General features: G+C 58.5%; 18 protein-coding genes. 14 read left to right on the forward strand and 4 right to left on the reverse strand.

Annotated elements, in window-relative coordinates:
* The first annotated feature begins 322 nt into the window (after window positions 1-322).
* The 6 genes from putP to lpxO all read left to right on the forward strand — a co-directional run bounded on the left by putP (window position 323) and on the right by lpxO (window position 8,009).
* Window positions 323-1,807: a sodium/proline symporter PutP gene (putP, locus tag IMX17_RS03415; RefSeq protein WP_193549329.1), complete on the forward strand. Its 1,485-nt coding sequence runs from the start codon at window positions 323-325 to the stop codon at window positions 1,805-1,807.
* A gap of 245 nt (window positions 1,808-2,052) precedes the next feature.
* Window positions 2,053-2,898 carry an iron uptake transporter permease EfeU gene (gene efeU / locus IMX17_RS03420; protein WP_094142794.1) on the forward strand — a complete coding sequence of 282 codons (846 nt, stop codon included), beginning with the start codon at window positions 2,053-2,055 and terminating at the stop codon, window positions 2,896-2,898.
* Window positions 2,899-2,918: 20 nt separating this feature from the next.
* On the forward strand, window positions 2,919-4,055 hold the full coding sequence (gene efeO / locus IMX17_RS03425; protein WP_182264272.1) for an iron uptake system protein EfeO: 1,137 nt from the start codon (window positions 2,919-2,921) through the stop codon (window positions 4,053-4,055).
* Window positions 4,056-4,066: 11 nt separating this feature from the next.
* On the forward strand, window positions 4,067-5,365 hold the full coding sequence (gene efeB, locus IMX17_RS03430) for an iron uptake transporter deferrochelatase/peroxidase subunit (RefSeq protein WP_182264273.1): 1,299 nt from the start codon (window positions 4,067-4,069) through the stop codon (window positions 5,363-5,365).
* Window positions 5,366-6,082: 717 nt separating this feature from the next.
* Window positions 6,083-6,871: a phosphate starvation-inducible protein PhoH gene (phoH, locus tag IMX17_RS03435; RefSeq protein ID WP_015378226.1), complete on the forward strand. Its 789-nt coding sequence runs from the start codon at window positions 6,083-6,085 to the stop codon at window positions 6,869-6,871.
* A 235-nt stretch (window positions 6,872-7,106) separates the two neighbouring features.
* On the forward strand, window positions 7,107-8,009 hold the full coding sequence (gene lpxO, locus IMX17_RS03440; protein WP_025303230.1) for a lipid A hydroxylase LpxO: 903 nt from the start codon (window positions 7,107-7,109) through the stop codon (window positions 8,007-8,009).
* 36 nt (window positions 8,010-8,045) lie between these two features.
* Here the strand turns inward: lpxO and chaA are convergent, their stop codons facing one another.
* Both chaA and IMX17_RS03450 read right to left on the reverse strand, forming a co-directional pair.
* A complete protein-coding gene (chaA, locus tag IMX17_RS03445; protein WP_025303229.1) occupies window positions 8,046-9,149 on the reverse strand; it encodes a sodium-potassium/proton antiporter ChaA in 1,104 nt (367 codons plus the stop codon).
* Window positions 9,150-9,441: 292 nt separating this feature from the next.
* Complete coding sequence (locus tag IMX17_RS03450; RefSeq protein WP_193549330.1) at window positions 9,442-10,260, reverse strand: siderophore-interacting protein; 819 nt, start codon at window positions 10,258-10,260, stop codon at window positions 9,442-9,444.
* Between the two features lie 130 nt (window positions 10,261-10,390).
* On the opposite strand from IMX17_RS03450, the gene chaB reads away from it, so the two are divergent.
* From chaB to cbl, 3 genes are all read left to right on the forward strand, one after another.
* A complete protein-coding gene (gene chaB, locus IMX17_RS03455; protein ID WP_033643458.1) occupies window positions 10,391-10,618 on the forward strand; it encodes a putative cation transport regulator ChaB in 228 nt (75 codons plus the stop codon).
* A gap of 250 nt (window positions 10,619-10,868) precedes the next feature.
* Window positions 10,869-11,564 carry a gamma-glutamylcyclotransferase gene (locus IMX17_RS03460; RefSeq protein ID WP_033643457.1) on the forward strand — a complete coding sequence of 232 codons (696 nt, stop codon included), beginning with the start codon at window positions 10,869-10,871 and terminating at the stop codon, window positions 11,562-11,564.
* Window positions 11,565-11,864: 300 nt separating this feature from the next.
* Complete coding sequence (cbl, locus tag IMX17_RS03465; protein WP_033634950.1) at window positions 11,865-12,818, forward strand: HTH-type transcriptional regulator Cbl; 954 nt, start codon at window positions 11,865-11,867, stop codon at window positions 12,816-12,818.
* 50 nt (window positions 12,819-12,868) lie between these two features.
* On the opposite strand, the gene IMX17_RS03470 is transcribed toward cbl, so the two are convergent.
* Window positions 12,869-13,060 carry a hypothetical protein gene (locus tag IMX17_RS03470; RefSeq protein ID WP_033643456.1) on the reverse strand — a complete coding sequence of 64 codons (192 nt, stop codon included), beginning with the start codon at window positions 13,058-13,060 and terminating at the stop codon, window positions 12,869-12,871.
* Window positions 13,050-13,697, reverse strand: a complete 648-nt coding sequence (locus IMX17_RS03475) for a hypothetical protein (protein WP_182264275.1) — start codon at window positions 13,695-13,697, stop codon at window positions 13,050-13,052. The genes IMX17_RS03470 and IMX17_RS03475 overlap by 11 nt, the downstream gene beginning before the upstream one ends.
* Before the next feature lie 279 nt (window positions 13,698-13,976).
* On the opposite strand from IMX17_RS03475, the gene IMX17_RS03480 reads away from it, so the two are divergent.
* From IMX17_RS03480 to IMX17_RS03500, 5 genes are read left to right on the forward strand one after another with little or no spacing between them, the layout of a single operon-like run.
* Window positions 13,977-15,545: an ABC transporter substrate-binding protein gene (locus IMX17_RS03480; protein WP_193549331.1), complete on the forward strand. Its 1,569-nt coding sequence runs from the start codon at window positions 13,977-13,979 to the stop codon at window positions 15,543-15,545.
* A complete protein-coding gene (locus tag IMX17_RS03485; protein WP_033650886.1) occupies window positions 15,545-16,600 on the forward strand; it encodes an ABC transporter permease in 1,056 nt (351 codons plus the stop codon). Before IMX17_RS03480 ends, IMX17_RS03485 begins: the two co-directional genes overlap by 1 nt.
* Complete coding sequence (locus IMX17_RS03490) at window positions 16,597-17,466, forward strand: ABC transporter permease (RefSeq protein WP_046687287.1); 870 nt, start codon at window positions 16,597-16,599, stop codon at window positions 17,464-17,466. The genes IMX17_RS03485 and IMX17_RS03490 overlap by 4 nt, the downstream gene beginning before the upstream one ends.
* Complete coding sequence (locus tag IMX17_RS03495; protein WP_193549332.1) at window positions 17,456-18,298, forward strand: ABC transporter ATP-binding protein; 843 nt, start codon at window positions 17,456-17,458, stop codon at window positions 18,296-18,298. Before IMX17_RS03490 ends, IMX17_RS03495 begins: the two co-directional genes overlap by 11 nt.
* The gene (locus IMX17_RS03500) at window positions 18,295-18,966 is read left to right on the forward strand and encodes an ABC transporter ATP-binding protein (RefSeq protein WP_046896616.1); all 672 of its coding nucleotides are present in this window, start codon (window positions 18,295-18,297) and stop codon (window positions 18,964-18,966) included. Before IMX17_RS03495 ends, IMX17_RS03500 begins: the two co-directional genes overlap by 4 nt.
* Window positions 18,967-19,072 lie beyond the last annotated feature (106 nt).

The raw sequence follows: 19,072 nt of genomic DNA on the forward strand, positions 1-19,072 counted from the left end.
CAGACGCTTTACCTTGCGGTATATAAGGGTAATGGCAGGGTGCAACTCATTTTGCTTGTCGTGAGTGCAACCTTTGAGCCCGGTAAATGTGACGCAGGGTAAACTTTGTGTAACTTTGTTGTTAAATATCTTGTTGGTTGATGAAAGGCTCATCTAGGATAACCGACGGTCAACAATTACGGGCAGAAACTATTTTACCTGCACTTGCTCGCAGGCTGCGCCACGTTCCGGCGCGGCGGCCAGTGAAATGCATTGCGCGTGGGTTTACCGGCGCCGGCTTGGCCGGAGCGAAACGCGAATAATAATGAAAGTGGAGAATTAAATGACAATGAGCACACCTATGCTGGTGACCTTCCTGGTATACATTTTCGGGATGGTGCTGATCGGCCTGCTTGCCTACCGGGCAACCAATAACTTTGATGACTATATTCTCGGCGGCCGCAGTCTGGGCAGCGTGGTGACCGCGCTGTCCGCCGGCGCTTCCGACATGAGCGGCTGGCTGCTGATGGGCCTGCCGGGCGCCATCTTCCTCTCCGGCATCTCCGAAAGCTGGATCGCCATCGGCCTGACCGTCGGCGCTTACCTGAACTGGAAGCTGGTAGCAGGAAGGCTGCGCGTGCATACCGAAGCCAACAACAATGCCCTGACGCTGCCGGATTATTTCACCAGCCGTTTTGAAGACAACAGCAAGCTGCTGCGGGTGATCTCGGCCATCGTCATCCTGGTGTTCTTCACCATTTACTGCGCCTCCGGCATCGTGGCCGGCGCGCGTCTGTTCGAAAGCACCTTCGGCATGAGCTACGAAACTGCCCTGTGGGCCGGCGCCGCGGCGACCATCCTGTATACCTTCATCGGCGGTTTCCTGGCGGTGAGCTGGACCGACACCGTGCAGGCCAGCCTGATGATTTTCGCGCTGATCCTGACCCCGGTGATCGTGATCTTCGCCGTCGGCGGCATCGATACCTCGATGCTGGTGATCCAGGCGCAGAACCCGGCCAATCTCGACATGCTGAAGGGGCTGAACTTCGTCGCCATCCTGTCGCTGCTGGGTTGGGGCCTGGGCTACTTCGGCCAGCCGCACATCCTGGCGCGTTTCATGGCGGCGGATTCTCACCGCACCATCCGCAGCGCGCGCCGCATCAGCATGACCTGGATGATCCTGTGCCTGGCCGGCACCATCGCCGTCGGTTTCTTCGGTATCGCTTACTTTGCCAATAACCCGGATCAGGCCGGCAACGTGTCGCAGAACGGCGAGCGCGTATTCATCGAGCTGGCGATGCTGCTGTTCAACCCATGGGTGGCGGGCGTGCTGCTGTCGGCGATTTTGGCGGCGGTTATGAGTACCCTGAGCTGCCAGCTGCTGGTCTGTTCCAGCGCAATCACCGAAGATCTGTATAAAGCGTTCCTGCGCAAAGGCGCCAGCCAGCGTGAACTGGTGTGGGTCGGCCGCGTCATGGTGCTGGTGGTGGCGTTGGTCGCCATCGCGCTGGCGGCCAACCCGGAGAACCGCGTGCTGGGCCTGGTGAGCTACGCCTGGGCCGGTTTCGGCGCCGCCTTCGGCCCGGTAGTGCTGATCTCGGTGATGTGGTCGCGCATGACCCGCAACGGCGCGCTGGCCGGCATGTTGGTCGGCGCGGTGACGGTTATCGTCTGGAAACAGTACGCATGGCTGGGCCTGTACGAAATCATCCCGGGCTTCATCCTGGGCTGTCTGGCCATCGTGGTGGTGAGCCTGATGGGTCGTCAGCCTTCCGCCACCATGACCGAACGTTTCGATCAGGCGGAAGCCGAGTACAAAACGGTATAACGCCGTTCAATGTCAGTCAGCAAGGGGCGCGCAGAGCGCCCCTTCTTTTTGCCTGTTCGTCACTGTCATTCAGCTGTAACACCTGGCGACATTTGATTAGAAAAAATCACGCTTGCGCCTCTTGTATTTCTTCTTGGCAGAATGATAATCACTCTCGTTGTATTTTACGTTTCTTTACATACTCGCGGCGGCTCATTGTGAGCCGGTTTTCTCTGTCGCCGCGGTCTTTTCAGGGGTGATTATTCATGTTCGTTCCCTTTCTTATCATGTTCCGTGAGGGGCTGGAGGCCGCGCTGATCGTCAGCCTGATCGCCAGCTACCTAAAGCGCACGCAGCGCAGCCAATGGTTGGGCGCGGTGTGGATCGGCGTGATTGTCGCGGCGGCGCTGTGTCTGGCGCTCGGCATCTTCATCAATGAGACCACCGGCGAGTTCCCGCAGAAACAGCAGGAGCTGTTCGAAGGCATCGTGGCGGGGGTGGCGGTGCTGATCCTCACCTATATGGTGTTCTGGATGCGCAAAGTCTCCAGGTCGGTCAAGGTGCATCTGGAAGGGGCGATCGATCAGGCGCTCAGCGCCGGTAAAGGACAGGGTTGGGCGCTGGTGGCGATGGTGTTCTTCGCCGTGGCGCGCGAAGGGCTGGAGTCGGTGTTCTTCCTGCTGGCGGCGTTTCAGCAAGACGTGGGCGCCGCAGCGCCGATCGGCGCGGTGCTTGGCCTGGTCGCCGCCATTGTGCTGGGCATGATGATTTACTGGGGCGGGGTGAAGCTGCATCTGGCCAAATTCTTCAAATGGACCAGCCTGTTCATTCTGTTCGTCGCCGCCGGGCTGGCCGCCGGGGCGATCCGCGCCTTCCACGAAGCCGGTCTGTGGAACCACTTTCAGGACATCGCCTTCGATTTCAGCAGCACCCTGTCGACCCATTCGCTGTTCGGCACCCTGCTGGAAGGCATTCTCGGTTATCAGGAAGCGCCGACGGTCAGCGAAGTGGCGGTCTACTTCCTGTATTTGATCCCGGCGCTGATTTTCTTCTTTCTGCCGCAGCGCGCGGCGCCGGCAGCGGCCCCGGCGCAACGTAAAATCAATCATTAATGTTTAATAGGGAATCTCGTATGTCTACTCCGTTATTTCGCCGCAAGGCGTTGCACGCAGCATTACTGGCTATCCCGGCGTTTGCGCTGAGCATCGACGCCTTGGCGGCGGAGGTGCCGCAGGTCAAGGTCACGGTCAACGACAAGCAGTGCGAACCGATGCAGCTGACGGTGCCGGCCGGCAAAACGCAGTTTGTGGTGCACAACACCAGCCAGAAAAACGTCGAATGGGAAATCCTGAAAGGGGTGATGGTGGTGGAAGAGCGCGAGAACATCGCGCCGGGCTTTACCCAGAAAATGACCGCCACGCTGGAAGCGGGCGAATATGACATGACCTGCGGGCTGCTGAGCAATCCGAAAGGCAAACTGACTGTCACCGCAGCGGCCGGCGGCGCCACCGACGGCAAGCCGAACGCGCTGGACCTGGTCGGCCCGATCGCCGAATACAAGGTCTACGTCACCAAAGAGGTCGATGGGTTGGTGAAACAGACCAAGCTGTTCACCGACGCGGTGAAGGCCGGCAACGTGGAACAAGCGCGCAAGCTGTATGCGCCGACCCGCCAGCACTATGAGCGCATCGAGCCGATCGCCGAGCTGTTCTCCGATCTGGACGGCAGCATCGACGCCCGCGAAGACGACTACGAGAAGAAATCGGCGGATCCGAACTTCACCGGCTTCCACCGTCTGGAGAAGGCGCTGTTTGCCGACAATTCCACCAAAGACATGGGTGCCTACGCCGATCGCCTGTACCACGATACCGTAGAGCTGCAAAAGCGCGTGAGTGAACTGACCTTCCCGCCGAGCAAGGTGGTGGGTGGCGCAGCTGGGCTGATCGAAGAGGTGGCGGCCAGCAAGATCAGCGGTGAAGAAGACCGTTACAGCCGCACCGATTTGTGGGACTTCCAGGCCAACGTCGACGGCGCGCAAAAGATAGTCAATCTGCTGCGCCCGCTGCTGGTTAAGGCCAATAAACCGCTGTTGGACAAAATTGACGCCAACTTCAAAACCGTGGACACCATTTTGGCGAAGTACCAAACCAAAGAGGGTTATGAGTCCTATGAGAAGCTGACCGATGCCGATCGCAATGCGTTGAAAGGGCCGATCACCACGCTGGCGGAAGATCTTTCCCAACTGCGTGGCGTATTGGGTCTGGACTGAGGCATACGGTTATGAGCAACAAGGCAGGCCCGAATAACGGGCCGCATCCGCAATCGCAGGGGGCGGCATCGCCTTCGCGGCGCCGTTTGCTGCAAGGGTTGGGGCTGGGCGCGCTGGCACTGGGCGGCAGCCGCCTGGCGCAGGCGGCGGGTAACGCGGCGGAGCCGTTGGCGATGCCGCAGGATGAGCGCTGGCAGAAACAGCCGTTTTATGGCCGCCATCAGGCTGGGGTGCTGACCCCGCAACAGGCGGCGATGATGCTGGTGGCGTTCGACGTGCTGGCGACCAGCAAAGCGGATCTGGAGCGTCTGTTTAGGCTGCTGACCGATCGCATCGCTTTCCTGACCCATGGCGGCAAGGCGCCGGAGGTGGATGCCAAGCTACCGCCGCTCGATTCCGGCATCATGGGGCCGGAGATTTACCCGGACAATCTGACCGTCACCGTCTCGGTCGGTGCCTCGCTGTTCGACGAGCGCTTTGGCCTGCAGGCGCACAAGCCGCTGCGGTTGCAGAAGATGACACGCTTCCCCAACGATGCGTTGGACGCCGGGCTGTGCCATGGTGATCTGCTGCTGCAGATCTGCGCCAACACCAATGAAACGGTGATTCACGCACTGCGCGACGTCATCAAGCATTCGCCGGATCTGCTCAGCGTGCGCTGGAAACGGGAAGGGTTTATCTCCGCGCATGCGGCGCGCAGCAAAGGCAAAGAGACGCCGATTAACCTGTTGGGCTTCAAAGACGGCACCGCTAACCCGAAAACCGACGACAAGCCGCTGATGGATAAGGTGGTATGGGTCGGTGACAACGTCGGCGAGCCGGCGTGGACGGCGGGCGGCAGCTATCAGGCCGCGCGCATTATTCGTTTCCGCGTCGAGTTTTGGGATCGCACGCCGCTGCAGGAGCAGGAAACCATTTTCGGCCGCGAGAAGCACAGCGGGGCGCCGCTGGGCATGAAGCATGAACATGACGAGCCGAATTACGCGAACGATCCCGACGGCAAGGTGATCCCGATGGACGCGCACATTCGCTTGGCTAACCCACGCACGCCGGAAAGCCAAAGCAATCTGATGCTGCGACGCGGCTACAGCTATTCGCTTGGCGTCTCCAATGCCGGCCAGCTGGAAATGGGGCTGCTGTTCGTCTGCTATCAGGCCGATCTGGAGAAAGGCTTCCTGACGGTACAAAAAAGACTGAACGGCGAAGCGCTGGAGGAATACATCAAGCCGATTGGCGGCGGGTATTTCTTCGTGCTGCCGGGCGTGAAAGAACGCGGCGATTATTTGGCCAGCGGCTTGCTCAAGGCCTGAACCCGAAATGACGAGGCAGGTTCGCCTGCCTCGTTTTACTTTGTTTTGCCTGCCGTACGGAAGATTGAGCGTCAAAAGTCAATTCGACACCTGGCCTATGGATTAAAAAGTGCGTACCGCCCGCGATTTTGGGTTGTGCAAAATTTAATCAGGAAACCAAAGTGTCATTCGCGGTTTTTAATTGTAACTCATTGAAATTTATATGTTAAAATTTTTTATGGAATGACGTGTCGCACGTGATATAGTGTTTTAGCGATAACTAAAAACAAAACATATAAAATTTTTTTACATTTTAGTAACGCGACAGGATTGAATGTCATTATACTGTAATCATCTGGCGGTAGTTTTCACACGGTGCACAGCTTGAAGCTGTAAATATCACTGCGGGGATCGCTAATGGTAAAGTCCTTGGTTGGGCTGGAAAGAAAAAATAACACATCTCCCCTGATTTCTCGTTGTAACGAGGGTTCTCTCTCCGACTCTCTTTTACCGGCAACTCCGCACTCTTATCGCTACCGAATCTCACCACTTTTTACTCCACGTTTATTGATGCAGTCCGCGTTGTCCCGTGAAGCAACGGCGCTTAAACGTTGCCGTCAATTCACATTGTCCCTTGGCTCTTATTGGCTCGGAGGAGGCCAAAACCTAATACGTGTGTGAAACATAATCGCGCGGCCTGGCCGTTGCGGTAGGTGAAACAAACTGTAAGGTGCCACTATGGGTAGACAGAAAGCAGTGATCAAAGCACGTCGTGAAGCGAAACGCGTTATTCGTCGTGACGCTCGTAGTCATCGCCAGCTGGAAGAAGAGTCTGTGACCTCGCTGGTGCAAATGGGGGGAGTCGAGTCTATCGGCATGGCGCGAGACAAGCGCGATAGCTCACCCATCGAGGCTAGAACCGAAGCTCAGGGTCATTACTTATCAGCCATAGAGAATAAGCAGCTGATCTTCGCCACCGGCGAAGCCGGCTGCGGCAAAACATTTATCAGCGCCGCCAAGGCGGCGGAGGCGCTGATCCATAAAGAGGTGGATCGGATTATCGTTACCCGTCCTGTTTTGCAGGCGGATGAAGACCTCGGTTTCTTGCCGGGGGATATCTCCGAGAAGTTCGCCCCTTATTTCCGCCCGGTGTATGACATTCTGGTGCGCCGTTTGGGCTCTTCCTTTATGCAGTACTGCCTGCGGCCGGAAATCGGCAAGGTAGAGATTGCGCCGTTCGCTTATATGCGCGGACGCACCTTCGAAAATGCGGTCGTTATCCTGGATGAAGCCCAGAACGTGACCGCCAGCCAGATGAAAATGTTCCTGACCCGCCTGGGAGAAAACGTGACGGTTATCGTTAATGGCGACGTGACCCAGTGCGACCTGCCGCGCGGCGTAAAATCCGGCCTCAGCGATGCCCTGGAGCGCTTCGAAGAGGACGAGATGATCGGCGTCATCCGCTTTGAAAAACAGGACTGCGTACGCTCCGCTTTGTGCCAGCGCACGCTCAACGCTTACAGTTAACCTATCCGCTAATGGAAAGGCCGCTTCGGCGGCCTTTTTTATCGCCCCCCATTTCCCCTCTCGTTTAACCTTTGTGTAAATTATTGTGGTTTTCTGTATAGATTTTCGTTGAGTTAGCGTTAATGATTAATGGGTTCCAGATTGGCGCGCAGTTTGCGTGCGCCGCCAAAAGGACATTTTCTGGGGTGTGCGCCGCGTGGCGCATTGAGTGTGGGTTCCTTGCTGCGATTCAAACATGAAATATATCATTCTGATTTTGCTTATTTTATGCGTCGTCTATGTGCATTACCGCGGGCGGGTGCGCTACAACGTGTGGCGGCAGCTGTCTGACCATTCCACCTTTACCGCACCGCTGAACGTCTTCATGTATCTGTTTTCTCGCGTGCCGACTACGCCGTACCTGAAGCCGGAGCAGTTCCCTGAGCTGGCGGTACTGCGGGAGAACTGGGAAACCATCCGCGACGAAGGACAGAAGCTGATGGAGATCCAGCAGATCAAAGCGTCCGATCAATTCAACGATGCCGGTTTCAACTCGTTCTTCAAGACCGGTTGGAAACGCTTTTATCTGAAATGGTATGAAGACAGCCATCCTTCCGCCATGACCCTGTGCCCGCAGACCACGGAACTGCTGCGCAGCCTGCCTTCGGTCAAGGCGGCGATGTTCGCCGAACTGCCGGACGGCAGCCGTTTGCCGCGTCACCGCGACCCTTACGCCGGTTCGCTGCGTTATCACCTGGGGTTGATTACCCCCAACGATGACCGCTGCTTCATTGAGGTGGACGGTGAGCGCTACAGCTGGCGCGACGGTGAAGGGGTGATGTTCGATGAAACCTATCTGCACTACGCGGAAAACCAGAGCGGGCAGAATCGTCTGATCCTGTTCTGCGACATCGAACGGCCGATGCGCTACCGCTGGGCACAGGCGGTGAATCACTGGCTGGGGCGCAACCTGATGAGCGCCGCCACCGCGCCGAATGAAGAGGGCGATCGCACCGGCGGCGTCAACAAGATGTTCAAATACATCTATGCGATACGCCGGGTGGGGAAACGCCTGAAGGCCTGGAACCGCACCGGTTATTACATCATCAAGTGGATTTTGTTCGGGGGGATCGCCGCGGCGATATTCTTCTCGGTATAACGAAGGCAGGGGCGCACAGAGTGCGCCCCTTTTTGATCAGGCGAAGATAGTCATCATGTAGGCGGCGAACAGCGCCAGGTGGGCGGTGCCGTTCAGCACGTTGGTGCGGCCGGTCGAGAACGACAGCTGGCACAGCAGCAACACCGTCAACATCACCACGATATGCGGCGTTTGCAGGCCGAAGATCAGCGTCTGCCCGGTCAGGGTAGCGATGATGGTCACCGCCGGCACCGTCAGGGAGATGGTCGCCAGCACCGAACCGAAGAACAGGTTCATGGCGCGTTGCACCTGATTGTTCAACACGGCGCGCAGCGCGCCCAACCCTTCCGGCGACAGGATCAACAGCGCCACCAGGAAACCGGTGAACTGCGCCGGTGCATTCATCTTGGTCAGCAGGCCTTCCAGCGGATTGGCGTTGAACTTGGTGACGGCGATAACCGCGATCAGGTGCACGATGAGCCAGGCGGCGTGCCAGGCGCTGCTGTGCGAAGAGGGCTTGCCGTGGTGCGGGTCGCCATCGTCGTCTTCATGCTCGTACACGAACAGGCTCTGGTGGGTTTTGGTCTGGATCACCAGGAACACGCCATACATGGCGGCGGAGATCAACGCCACCAGCAGCGCTTGCCCGGTGCTGAAGTTGCCGCCTGGCAGCGCGCTCGGGAACACCAGCACGATCACCGCCAGCGGGAAAATCGCCATCAGATACTGTTTGATGCCGCCCAGGTTGACGTACTGGGTGGCGAACTTGCGCCCGCCGAGCAGCAGCGCAAAGCCGACCAGGCCGGCGGAAACGATCATGATGATGGAGTACAGCGTGTCGCGCATCAGCGCCGGCGCGGCGTCGCCGGTGGCCATCAGTGCGGAAATCAGGCTGACTTCGAGGATCACGACGGACAAACTGAGGATCAGCGAGCCGTAGGGTTCGCCCAATCGGTGAGCCAGCACGTCGGCGTGGCGCACCACGCTGAAGGCGCTGCTGAGGATCCCCACCAGCGCGAGAATATTGATGCCGACGATCAGCGGAAAGTTATCGGTGCTGCCCCATAGATTTAACACCACCAGCGCGGCGATAGGGAAGATCAGCGAGTATTCGGTGTGGCGAGATTTGGTGGATCGGCCAGGATCGTGTTGCGACTTCATGAGGGTGGCACTCCTTCTCAAACAGCGTAGCCCGTCAGCGCCGGTCGCCGTGATACGGCAACGTTGCGTTTCCAGTAGGTATTTTATATTAGGATACACCCGCGGCGCCGGTGTGATGTTGTTTTATCTGAGAAAGCAATTGCTTGCTTATGTGATCAGGGTAGCAAAAAAACCGCACGGGGTGCGGTTTTATTTACTTACTTTTACGCAATAACGCCAATTTTTAGCGTTAGATTTGAGAAAAGTCGTGTTTACTTATTTAGTACGTGGTTAATCAAGGAAAATGAGACCGTCAGTCGTCAATGTTATCCATGATTTCATGCCGTTTATTGTGGTAACCCTCTTCATTTAGCCCCTCACGCCAGTAAGGCACGGCATAAAGACGATTACGATCGCATTGACGTTCGCGACGCAGGTAGCGGCGCAGCTCCACCACCAGGCGATCTTCACCGGCGAGCCAGAAGTGGGTTTCGCCCTGCGGCAGGGACTGCGCGCGGAACCGAGCGACCAACTCGTCGGTCTTCTCCGTGCCGCCGACGACCCAATTGACCTCAACGTCGACGGGTTTCTTCAGGTCAATGACGTCAGCGTTGCTGTCGACGCGGATGAAAGCGCGTCCGGCGCTGTGTGGCGGCAGGTTTTCCAGCAGTGCGGCCAGCGCAGGCAGTGAGGAAGGATCGCCCGCCAGGCCGTAGAAGTCGGCGACCGGCAGCATCGGCTTGGGGCCGCCCGGGTTGCTGATGCCGATTTTATCGCCGGCCTTCGCCTGGCGTGCAAAGTCCACCGCCGGGCCCTGATGGTCATGAATGGCGAACTCGATGTCTACTTCCGCCAGTTCCGGGCGCACGGCGCGGATGGAATAGGTGCGCACGATCGGGCGCACGGCGTCCGCAGCCCAACGCGGGCCGTTTTCAGTCAGCGTCGGCAGGTCCGGCTGCGTCTGGCCGGCGAGCGGCAAAAAGACTTTGATGTGTGCAGCGGCGGCATTGGCCGGGTAGTAGCGCAGATCGGGAGCGCTAAAGGTAATGCGGCGCAGGTGCGGCGTAATGTCCTGTACGCGGCTGACGGCGATCAGGTAGGGGGCGCGTGAGCGAGGGGCTTCGGTAGTCACGGGATTCTCCTTATAGTTCGTTTGGCGGTGAGTATAACATGTCGTTTGATAATGAGAATTGTTTGCTAATTGAGACGAAACCGCATGTGGGCTAGGCTTAAGGTTCACTCATCCTGAAAGGGGAGGCCGTATGCCCTATCACAGCACGAACGACTTGCCGGACAACGTTAAGCATGTGTTGCCGGAACATGCACAGGCGATCTATAAAGAAGCGTTCAACAGCGCCTGGCAACAATACCGGGATCCCGATGAGCGGCGCGGTGATGACAGCCGGGAAGAGACGGCGCATAAGGTGGCCTGGGCGGCGGTCAAGCAAAGCTATCGCAAGGGCGACGACGAACGCTGGCATAAAAAGTAACGAATTATCACGCAGTAAAATCGCGCAGACATTATGTGGAGCCCGGCAATTAATATTATTGCTGCTCAGTACAAATACTTTTTCACTTTAACGCCGCTTTGTAACTTGATTGCACGTCAGGAAAAGAATAAGGTCATTCTTATAAGGCGCGGTGATTGAATTAATAAAAATCCGCAGCCGAAAATAAAACATCAAAGGTTCAGCAGTGGCGAGGGAAGGCGAGAAATCGTATTCCCGGGAGGTAATATCAGTGTTAACGCGAGATTTTCTGCAAAAAGCGGATTGCAAAACTGCATTCGGCGCTATTGAGGAGTCGTTGTTGCTGACGCCTGAACAGCGTGCAGCCTCGTTGGATTGCACCTTATCGCGCCGGCCGGATCACAGCCCCGTATGGATATTCGGTTACGGTTCGCTGATGTGGAACCCGGTTTTCGAATCGGAAGAAGTGCGGCCGGCCACGCTGCAGGGCTGGCACCGGGCGTTCTGCATGCGCTTGACCGCCGGGCGCGGCACGCTGCATCAGCCGGGGCGCATGCTGGCGTTGAAAGCCGGCGGCCACACCACGGGGCTGGCGTTTCGTTTGCCGGAAAGCAAGCTGCGTGAAGAGTTGGAGCTGCTTTGGAAGCGCGAAATGGTGACCGATTGTTACGTGCCCACCTGGTGCGAGCTGCAGTTGGATGGCGGTGAGAAGGTTACTGCGTTGGTGTTCGTGATGAACCCGCAGCATCCGCTGTTTGAAGAAGACACCAGCTACCAGGTGATCGCGCCATTGATCGCCAGCGCCAGCGGCCCGCTGGGCACCAACGCGCAATATCTGTTTGCGCTGGATAACGAGTTGAAACATCACGGCATGCAGGATGATTGCATCGGCGATCTGGTGCGCTGCGTACAGCAATGGCTGCAGCAGAACCGCACCGGCGGCATCGGCAGTGAGGCCACCGCCTGAGGCTGCTGCGGGAATGCGAACGGTGAGGGGCTCAGCATGCTGAGCCCTTTTTTATATCTAATGCCTATATTTAATAACTTTAATTTCCACAGCGATTGAAGGCATGTTTTTATTGTGGTTATCTATCTCGTTATTTTTAAAGTCATTAGCCGTTTTTTGTCAGTTACCCACCTCACCTGCGAAGCGGAATGATCGACTTAGTATTAAATTGCATAAGTAAAGGTTATTTCTTATTTGTTCAGACCCGTCGGACTCCGTATCAATATGGCTAACGCTACTGGAAGAAACAGGGAGACGGGGATGAACTTTCAACAATTAAAAATTATTCGTGAATCGGCGCGCTGCAACTACAACCTGACTGAGGTCGCCAATACGTTATTTACTTCGCAGTCCGGCGTCAGTCGGCATATTCGCGAGCTGGAAGAAGAGCTGGGCATCGAAATATTCATTCGCCGCGGCAAACGGCTGCTGGGCATGACCGAACCCGGCAAAGAGCTGCTGGTGGTGGCGGAGCGCATTCTCAACGACGCCAACAACATCCGTCGCCTGGCGGACGTTTTCAGCAGCAACGACTCGGGGCAGCTGCATATCGCAACGACGCACACTCAGGCGCGTTACAGTCTGCCGGGAGTGATCAAAGAGTTTCGCGCGCTTTATCCGCGGGTGCGGGTGGTGCTCAATCAGGGCAGCCCTGAGGAGATCGTCTCGATGTTGGCCGCCGGAGAAGCCGATATCGGCATCGCCAGCGAACGGCTGATGAGTGACGAATCGCTGGCGGCGTTCCCTTACTACCGCTGGCATCACACCATTCTGGTGCCGGAAGGGCACGAGTTGACGCGTCAGCCGCAGGTGACGCTGGAGATGCTCAGCACCTTGCCGCTGATCACTTACCGCCAGGGCATTACCGGGCGCGCGAAGCTGGATGCGGCGTTCAAAGCGGCGGGCCTGACGCCGGACATCGCGCTCAGCGCGCAGGACTCCGACGTGATTAAAACCTACGTCGAGCTGGGGTTAGGCGTGGGCGTGCTGGCGGACATGTCGTATGAAAAAGAGCGCGATCGCGGGTTGGTCAGTCTCAACGCCGAGCATTTGTTTGAGCCTAATACGGTATGGCTGGGCCTGAAACGCAGCCAGCTACAGCGCAACTATGCCTGGCGCTTTATCCAACTGTGCAACCCGACGCTGTCGCTGACCGAAATAAAAGACAAGGTCTTCTCGTCGCAGCTGGACGCGGTGATTGATTACCAGATCTAACAGCGCGTCATTGCTCTGCCGGCTCGGATTGTTTTTGAGCTAATGCGGGATCAGTCGTCGGTACGTTCGATCAGATGACGTTTACTTTTTCTGAACGGGCCGATGGCTTCCCATTCCGGTAGTTCTTCGGGTGGACGAGGGTTGGCCATCTCCCAGCGATGGTACTGACGTAAAATCTCTATGGCGATGCGTTTTTGCTCTTGAATGGAGAGCGTCGGGTCGGTCAGATCCTTATTTTTCATTTTCGCTTCCTTTTTGCTCGTTATTTGTACGCACCTTATCACATTTGGCAGCGTATTTTTCCAGCGATTGTATGTACTTTTTTAGTGCGTTGAAGCTGGTTTTACATGTCATGGTACCGGGTATCACTTCAAAGGCTGCCTGACGGGTATACAGCGCCAACACGCGGTGATTAATGGCGTGGCTGATCAGCATGTCCGGCGGAGACGCCGGCGTCAGCCCCTGCTCTTGCAGGTTCAGGCCATACAGATACAGAGCCTGCAAGCAGTTGCGCAGCATATTGCCTTTCAGTGGATGTTGCGTTTCGCGCAAGGAGAAATTCTCCAGCGCGACAAGTTCGATAACGTTCTCCGCCTGGAGATAACGGCACAGACAAAAGCCTGCACGGCTCAGCGGGCTGGTTATTCGCCGGTAGACAAAAGCGAAACTTATGGGCATTTGAGCATGATATTTAAAGAGAGAGCGCCAATTTAACGTATGGCCGTTTTTTCTGCCTTTTTGCCAGCGCCGGTCTTGTACCGTCAGACGAGTCATAAAGAGATCCGACTCAAGCAGCACGCTGTTCATATCTGCCAATGTTTGCTCTATCGCTCTCTCATGTCGGAGTGAGAAGCCATTTTCTGATGGATGGTTTTCCATTTGCCCGTCCTTTGGGTGACCGAGCTCACGTTAATCACCCGATGAAACAGACTCAAACCTCGACTTTCATCGCTGCGAATCGCGCCGCAAAGACAATGGGCAATTGCTGTGAGGTGCCGAGAGAGTGCGATCGGCCGCGCAATCCTCGCTCTAATAATCAAAACCCCATCTATATACATAAAAAGAATATCTATAGTGATTTAAGTACCTTCAGCTGCCGATCGCGCTCGCATACACTCGCGAAATTATTATAAATTCCATCCGCTTGGAGAGTTTCAGATGAAAGCGCTCGTTCCTTCTTTGCTGTTTTTGGCCGTGGCGGCCAGCGTTGACGTACAGGCGGCGACGCCGGCCAACACGTTGGTGATCGCGCAGTCTATCGATGACGTGGTCAGCTTTGACCCGGCTCAGGGATTTGAGTTAACCACGGTGCAGTCGTTCAACAGCCTGTATCAACGTCTGATCCAGCCCGATCCGCACAATCCCGTCGATCTCAAACCGACCCTGGCCAGCCGTTGGCAGGCCGGCGCCGATAACCGCAGCCTGACCTTCAGCCTGCGCCCGGACGCCAAATTCGCCAGCGGCAACCCGCTGCGGCCGGAGGACGTGATCTTTTCGCTTTCACGGGTGGTGAAACTCAATCTCGAACCGTCGTTTATCCTGACGCAGCTGGGCTGGAACGCGAAGAACGTGGATCAACACCTGACCAAGGTGGATGACCATACGGTAAAAATCAGCTGGGATGAAAACGTCAGCCCGGCCTTCGTGCTCAGCCTGCTGTCGGCACCGGTATCCTCGATCGTCGACGCCAAAGAGGCGCTGGCGCACCAGCAGGGCGACGATCTGGGGCACCAATGGCTGAACAGCCACTCCGCCGGCAGCGGCCCTTACAAAATCCGCACCTACGTGCCGCACGAAGTGGTGGTGTTGGACGCGAACCCCGGCTCGCCGGAAGGGGCGCCGACGTTGAAAACCATCCTGATCAAAAACGTGCCCGATCCGGCCGCGCGCCGTTTGCTGATCGAGCAGGGCGATGCCGATATCGCCCGCAACCTGGGGGCGGACCAGATGGCGGCCCTGAAGGGCAAGGCGGGCGTCAAACCGTTGGCCATTCCTTACGCCTCGCTTTATTTCCTGCAGTTCAACGCCAAGGCGTCGCCGGCGCTCGGCAACCCGGCGTTTTGGGAGGCGGCGCGCTGGCTGTTCGATTACCAAGGCATCGCCGACGATCTGCTGAAAGGGCAGTTCCAGAGCCATCAGGCATTCCTGCCGGACGGTTATCTGGGGGCGCTCAAGGAGCAGCCATACAGCTTCAATCCGCAGAAAGCCAAAGAAATACTGGCCAAGGCGGGGCTGAGCAACGTCAGTTTCCGTCTGGACGTCAACAACCAGCCGCCGTACCTGGATATCGCCCAGGCGCTGCAGGCCAGTTTTGCTCAGGGCGGCGTGAAGGTCGAACTGGTGCCGGGCATCAGCTCGCAGGTCTCCACCAAGGTGAAAGCGCTTAACTACGATGCGACGCTGACCTCCTGGGGGCCGGATTACTTCGATCCCAACACCAACGCGGCCGCCTTTGCCTACAACCCGGAGGACGGCAGCAAGACGCTGGCCTGGCGAGCCAACTGGCAGATCCCGGCGCTGAGCAAGTTGACGCTGGCCGCCACAGCGGAAAACGACACCGCCAAACGGGTGGCCGACTATCAGCAACTGCAAAAACAGGTGCAGCAAAGCTCGCCGTTTGTCATCGGCCTGCAGGCGCGCAGCCTGATCGCGGTGCGTGACAACCTCAAGGGCTATGTGCAGGGCATCAACCCTGACATGGTGTTCTACAGCAAGGTCAGCAAGTAATGGCCGCTGAACTCTCCGCCTCCGCCGGGCTAGCCCGGCGGTATTGGCGCTGGGGCGGGCGGCTGCTCGGCGGCGTGCTGTCGCTGGCGTTAACGCTGCTCGGCCTGCTGCTGTTCACCTTTATGCTGTCGCACCTGGCGCCGATCGATCCGGCGCTGCAGGTGGCGGGCGATCACGCCAGCGAAGCCACCTATGCGCAGGTGCGTCATGACCTGGGGCTGGATCAGCCGCTGCCGGTGCAATTTTGGCGCTATCTGGTGCACCTGGCGCACGGCGATCTGGGCATTTCGCGCATTACCGCCCAGCCGGTGCTGAGCGATCTGTTGCGTACCTTCCCGGCGACGGTGGAACTGGCCACCTGCGCCATTATTCTCGGCGCGTTAGGCGGCATTACGCTGGCGTTTCTGGCGGTGCTCAAACCGGGGAGCTGGCTGGATAATGCGGCGCGGTTGCTGTCGCTGGTGGGTTATTCGGTGCCGATTTTCTGGTTGAGCCTGCTGGGGCTGCTGCTGTTCTACGCCACGCTGCACTGGTCGGCGGGGCCGGGGCGCCTGGATGACATTTACTTGTACAGCATGGAGCCGCGTACGGGTTTCGTGTTGATTGACAGCTGGCTGTCCGGCGATCGCGAGATGTTCTACAACGCCATCAGCCACCTGTGGCTGCCGGTCGTGGCGCTGGCGCTGCTGTCGATGGCGGGCATCACCCGGCTGCTGCGCGCGGCGATGCTGGAAGAGTGCAACAAGGAATACGTGACGCTGGCGCGCTCCAAAGGCGCCGGCCGCCTGCGCATTCTGCTGCGCCACGTGTTTCCCAACGTGCTGGGGACGCTGATCACCGTACTGTCTCTCTCCTATGCCAGCCTGCTGGAGGGCGCGGTATTGACCGAAACGGTGTTCGCCTGGCCCGGCGTCGGGCGCTATCTGACCTCGGCGCTGTTTGCCGCCGACACCCCGGCGATCCTCGGCGCCACGCTGCTGATCGGCACCTGTTTCGTGCTGTTGAATACCCTGGCCGATGCCTTGACCTATCTAGTGGATCCGCGAACCCGATGAGCCAATATCTCTCTGAACACGAACCGCAAAGCGAGCCGGCCGTCGGCTATCGCACCGGTCAGCGGCTGACCACGCTGACGCTCGGCGCGGCGCTGGTGGCGATCCTGATCGTCACCGCACTGCTGGCCCCGTGGCTGGCGCCTTTCGATCCCAATTTGCAGCATATCGAGCTGCGGCTGCTGCCGCCTTCCGCCACGCATTGGTTGGGCACCGACGGTTTCGGCCGCGACTTGCTCTCCCGCGTGATTTACGGCGCGCGGCCGACGCTGATTCTGGTGTCGCTGATTCTGGTGCTGACCATTCCTATCGGTCTGCTGGTGGGCATCTGCGCCGGTTATCTCGGCGGCTGGGCAGAACGCATTTTGATGCGTCTGACCGATATTTTCCTGTCGTTGCCGAGCCTGGTGATCGCGCTGGCGTTCGTGGCGGTGATGGGGCCGGGGCTGATGAACGGCGCGCTGGCGCTGGCACTGACCAGCTGGCCGGCCTTTGCCCGCCAGGCGCGGGCCGAAACGCTGGCGCTGCGCCGCAGCGATTATCTGGCGGCGGCGCGCATGCAGGGCATCAACGGGCTGCGGCTGATGGTCGGCCACATTTTACCTTTATGCCTGCCAAGCGCGGTGGTGCGCGCGGCGCTGAGCCTGGGTGGCATCATCCTGTCCGCCGCCGGCCTCGGGTTTCTCGGCATGGGCGTCGCGCCGCCGACCGCCGAATGGGGCTCGATGGTGGCCGAAGGCAGTAAAGTGATTTTCGATCAATGGTGGGTCGCCGCCGCACCGGGCGGGGCGATCCTGTTCGCCAGCCTGGCTTTTAACCTGCTGGGCGATGGCCTGCGCGATAAAATGGATCCTCGTCATGGGCACTGATAACACCTTATTGACCGTTGAACGTTTGGCGATCGGCGTGCCGGGGCCGCAGCCGGCGGCGCTGGTGAAGAATATTTCGTTCTGCATGGGGCGGGAGCGGTTGGCGCTGGTCGGTGAGTCCGGCTCCGGCAAATCGTTGACCGCGCGTGCGTTGATGGGGCTATTGCCGCTGCCGTTGCAGCTGCGGGCGCAGCGCCTGACGCTGGGCGACGAAGACTTGACGCGCCTGAGCGAGCGCCAGTGGAGCCGCCTGCGCGGCGACCGGGTGGCGATGGTGATGCAAGATCCCAAGCATGCGTTGAATCCCAATCAGCCGATAGGCCGTCAGGTGGAGGAGCCGCTGGTGTTGCATGCCAAGCTGAGCCGCGCCGAGCGGCGTGAGAAAGTGCTGGAGATGCTGGCGGCGGTGGGCTTGCCCGATCCGGTGGCGCTGTGTCGCCGCTATCCGCATCAGCTCTCCGGCGGGATGGGGCAGCGGGTGATGCTGGCCATCGCCCTGATCAACGATCCGCAGCTGCTGATTGCCGACGAACCCACCTCGGCGCTGGATCACCAGATGCGCGATCAGGTGCTGCAGCTGATAGAAAATCTGGTGGCGCAACGTAATATGGGGCTGATCCTGATCAGCCACGATCTGCAGCAGGTGGCGCACCACTGCGAGCGGGTACTGGTGATGTACAAAGGCGAGCTGTTGGATCAGCTGCCGGCAGCAGAGCTGGCGCAGGCCACGCACCCCTATACCCGCACGCTGTGGGCGTGTCGGCCGAGCCGCGAGACGCGCGGCAAGCCGCTGCCGGTGCTGGATCGCGCGTTGCTGGAGACATTGAAATGAGCGTGATTGCACTGGAGAACCTCAGCGTCAGCCATCGCCAGGGCTATGAACAGCGCACCGTGGTGCACGACGTTAACCTGCGTATCGAACCGGGCGAGTGCTTCGGCCTGGTGGGGCCTTCCGGCTGCGGCAAGTCCTCGCTGCTGTGGGTATTGGCCGGGCTGAACGACAGCTGGCGCGGCGGTTTTGAACTGCTCGGGCGGCGGCTGCAGCCGGGGCAGGCGTTTACCGGCGAACTGCGGCGTGAAGTGCAGATGGTGTTTCAGGATCCTTATGCTTCGCTTCACCCCAAGCACCGGCTGTTGCGCACGTTGTCGGAACCGCTCAACCTGCTGCAGGAAAGCGACATCGAACGCAAAATCAGCGCGGGCTTTCGCCAGGTAGGATTGGATCCGCGCCTGCTGGATCGCTATCCGCACCAACTGTCGGGCGGCCAACGGCAGCGCGTGGCGATCGTGCGCGCCTTGCTGTTGCGGCCGAAGCTGCTGCTGCTGGATGAGCCGACCTCGGCGTTGGATATGTCGGTACAGGCGGAGATCCTCAACCTGCTCAACGAGCTGAAGCAGGCGGGCGATCTGACTCTGGTGCTGGTCAGCCACGATGCGGACGTCATCGATCACATGTGCGATCGCGCGGTAGCGATGGCGCACGGCCGTATCATCATTTAAACCTGTGCCCGCCAACGCGGCGGGCATATCCATCTTGGTAATAAATAAAGCAATTTATCGTCGTTCTTCTGTTAATTCTTACCCCCTACACTCGCAAAACAACGCA

This window comes from Serratia sp. X3 (assembly GCF_014982455.1).
GTDB classification, from domain to species: Bacteria; Pseudomonadota; Gammaproteobacteria; order Enterobacterales; family Enterobacteriaceae; genus Serratia; species Serratia ureilytica.

What these genes read in the sequence shown, in the direction of transcription:
- lpxO (WP_025303230.1), top strand. Translation starts at nt 7,107, where the DNA reads ATGAAATATATCATTCTGATTTTGCTTATTTTATGCGTCGTCTATGTG.
- IMX17_RS03500 (WP_046896616.1), top strand. Translation starts at nt 18,295, where the DNA reads ATGAGCGTGATTGCACTGGAGAACCTCAGCGTCAGCCATCGCCAGGGC.
- phoH (WP_015378226.1), top strand. Translation starts at nt 6,083, where the DNA reads ATGGGTAGACAGAAAGCAGTGATCAAAGCACGTCGTGAAGCGAAACGC.
- IMX17_RS03470 (WP_033643456.1), bottom strand. Translation starts at nt 13,060, where the DNA reads ATGAAAAATAAGGATCTGACCGACCCGACGCTCTCCATTCAAGAGCAA.
- efeU (WP_094142794.1), top strand. Translation starts at nt 2,053, where the DNA reads ATGTTCGTTCCCTTTCTTATCATGTTCCGTGAGGGGCTGGAGGCCGCG.
- IMX17_RS03475 (WP_182264275.1), bottom strand. Translation starts at nt 13,697, where the DNA reads ATGGAAAACCATCCATCAGAAAATGGCTTCTCACTCCGACATGAGAGA.
- putP (WP_193549329.1), top strand. Translation starts at nt 323, where the DNA reads ATGACAATGAGCACACCTATGCTGGTGACCTTCCTGGTATACATTTTC.
- chaA (WP_025303229.1), bottom strand. Translation starts at nt 9,149, where the DNA reads ATGAAGTCGCAACACGATCCTGGCCGATCCACCAAATCTCGCCACACC.
- IMX17_RS03495 (WP_193549332.1), top strand. Translation starts at nt 17,456, where the DNA reads ATGGGCACTGATAACACCTTATTGACCGTTGAACGTTTGGCGATCGGC.
- IMX17_RS03485 (WP_033650886.1), top strand. Translation starts at nt 15,545, where the DNA reads ATGGCCGCTGAACTCTCCGCCTCCGCCGGGCTAGCCCGGCGGTATTGG.
- efeB (WP_182264273.1), top strand. Translation starts at nt 4,067, where the DNA reads ATGAGCAACAAGGCAGGCCCGAATAACGGGCCGCATCCGCAATCGCAG.
- IMX17_RS03480 (WP_193549331.1), top strand. Translation starts at nt 13,977, where the DNA reads ATGAAAGCGCTCGTTCCTTCTTTGCTGTTTTTGGCCGTGGCGGCCAGC.
- efeO (WP_182264272.1), top strand. Translation starts at nt 2,919, where the DNA reads ATGTCTACTCCGTTATTTCGCCGCAAGGCGTTGCACGCAGCATTACTG.
- IMX17_RS03490 (WP_046687287.1), top strand. Translation starts at nt 16,597, where the DNA reads ATGAGCCAATATCTCTCTGAACACGAACCGCAAAGCGAGCCGGCCGTC.
- chaB (WP_033643458.1), top strand. Translation starts at nt 10,391, where the DNA reads ATGCCCTATCACAGCACGAACGACTTGCCGGACAACGTTAAGCATGTG.
- cbl (WP_033634950.1), top strand. Translation starts at nt 11,865, where the DNA reads ATGAACTTTCAACAATTAAAAATTATTCGTGAATCGGCGCGCTGCAAC.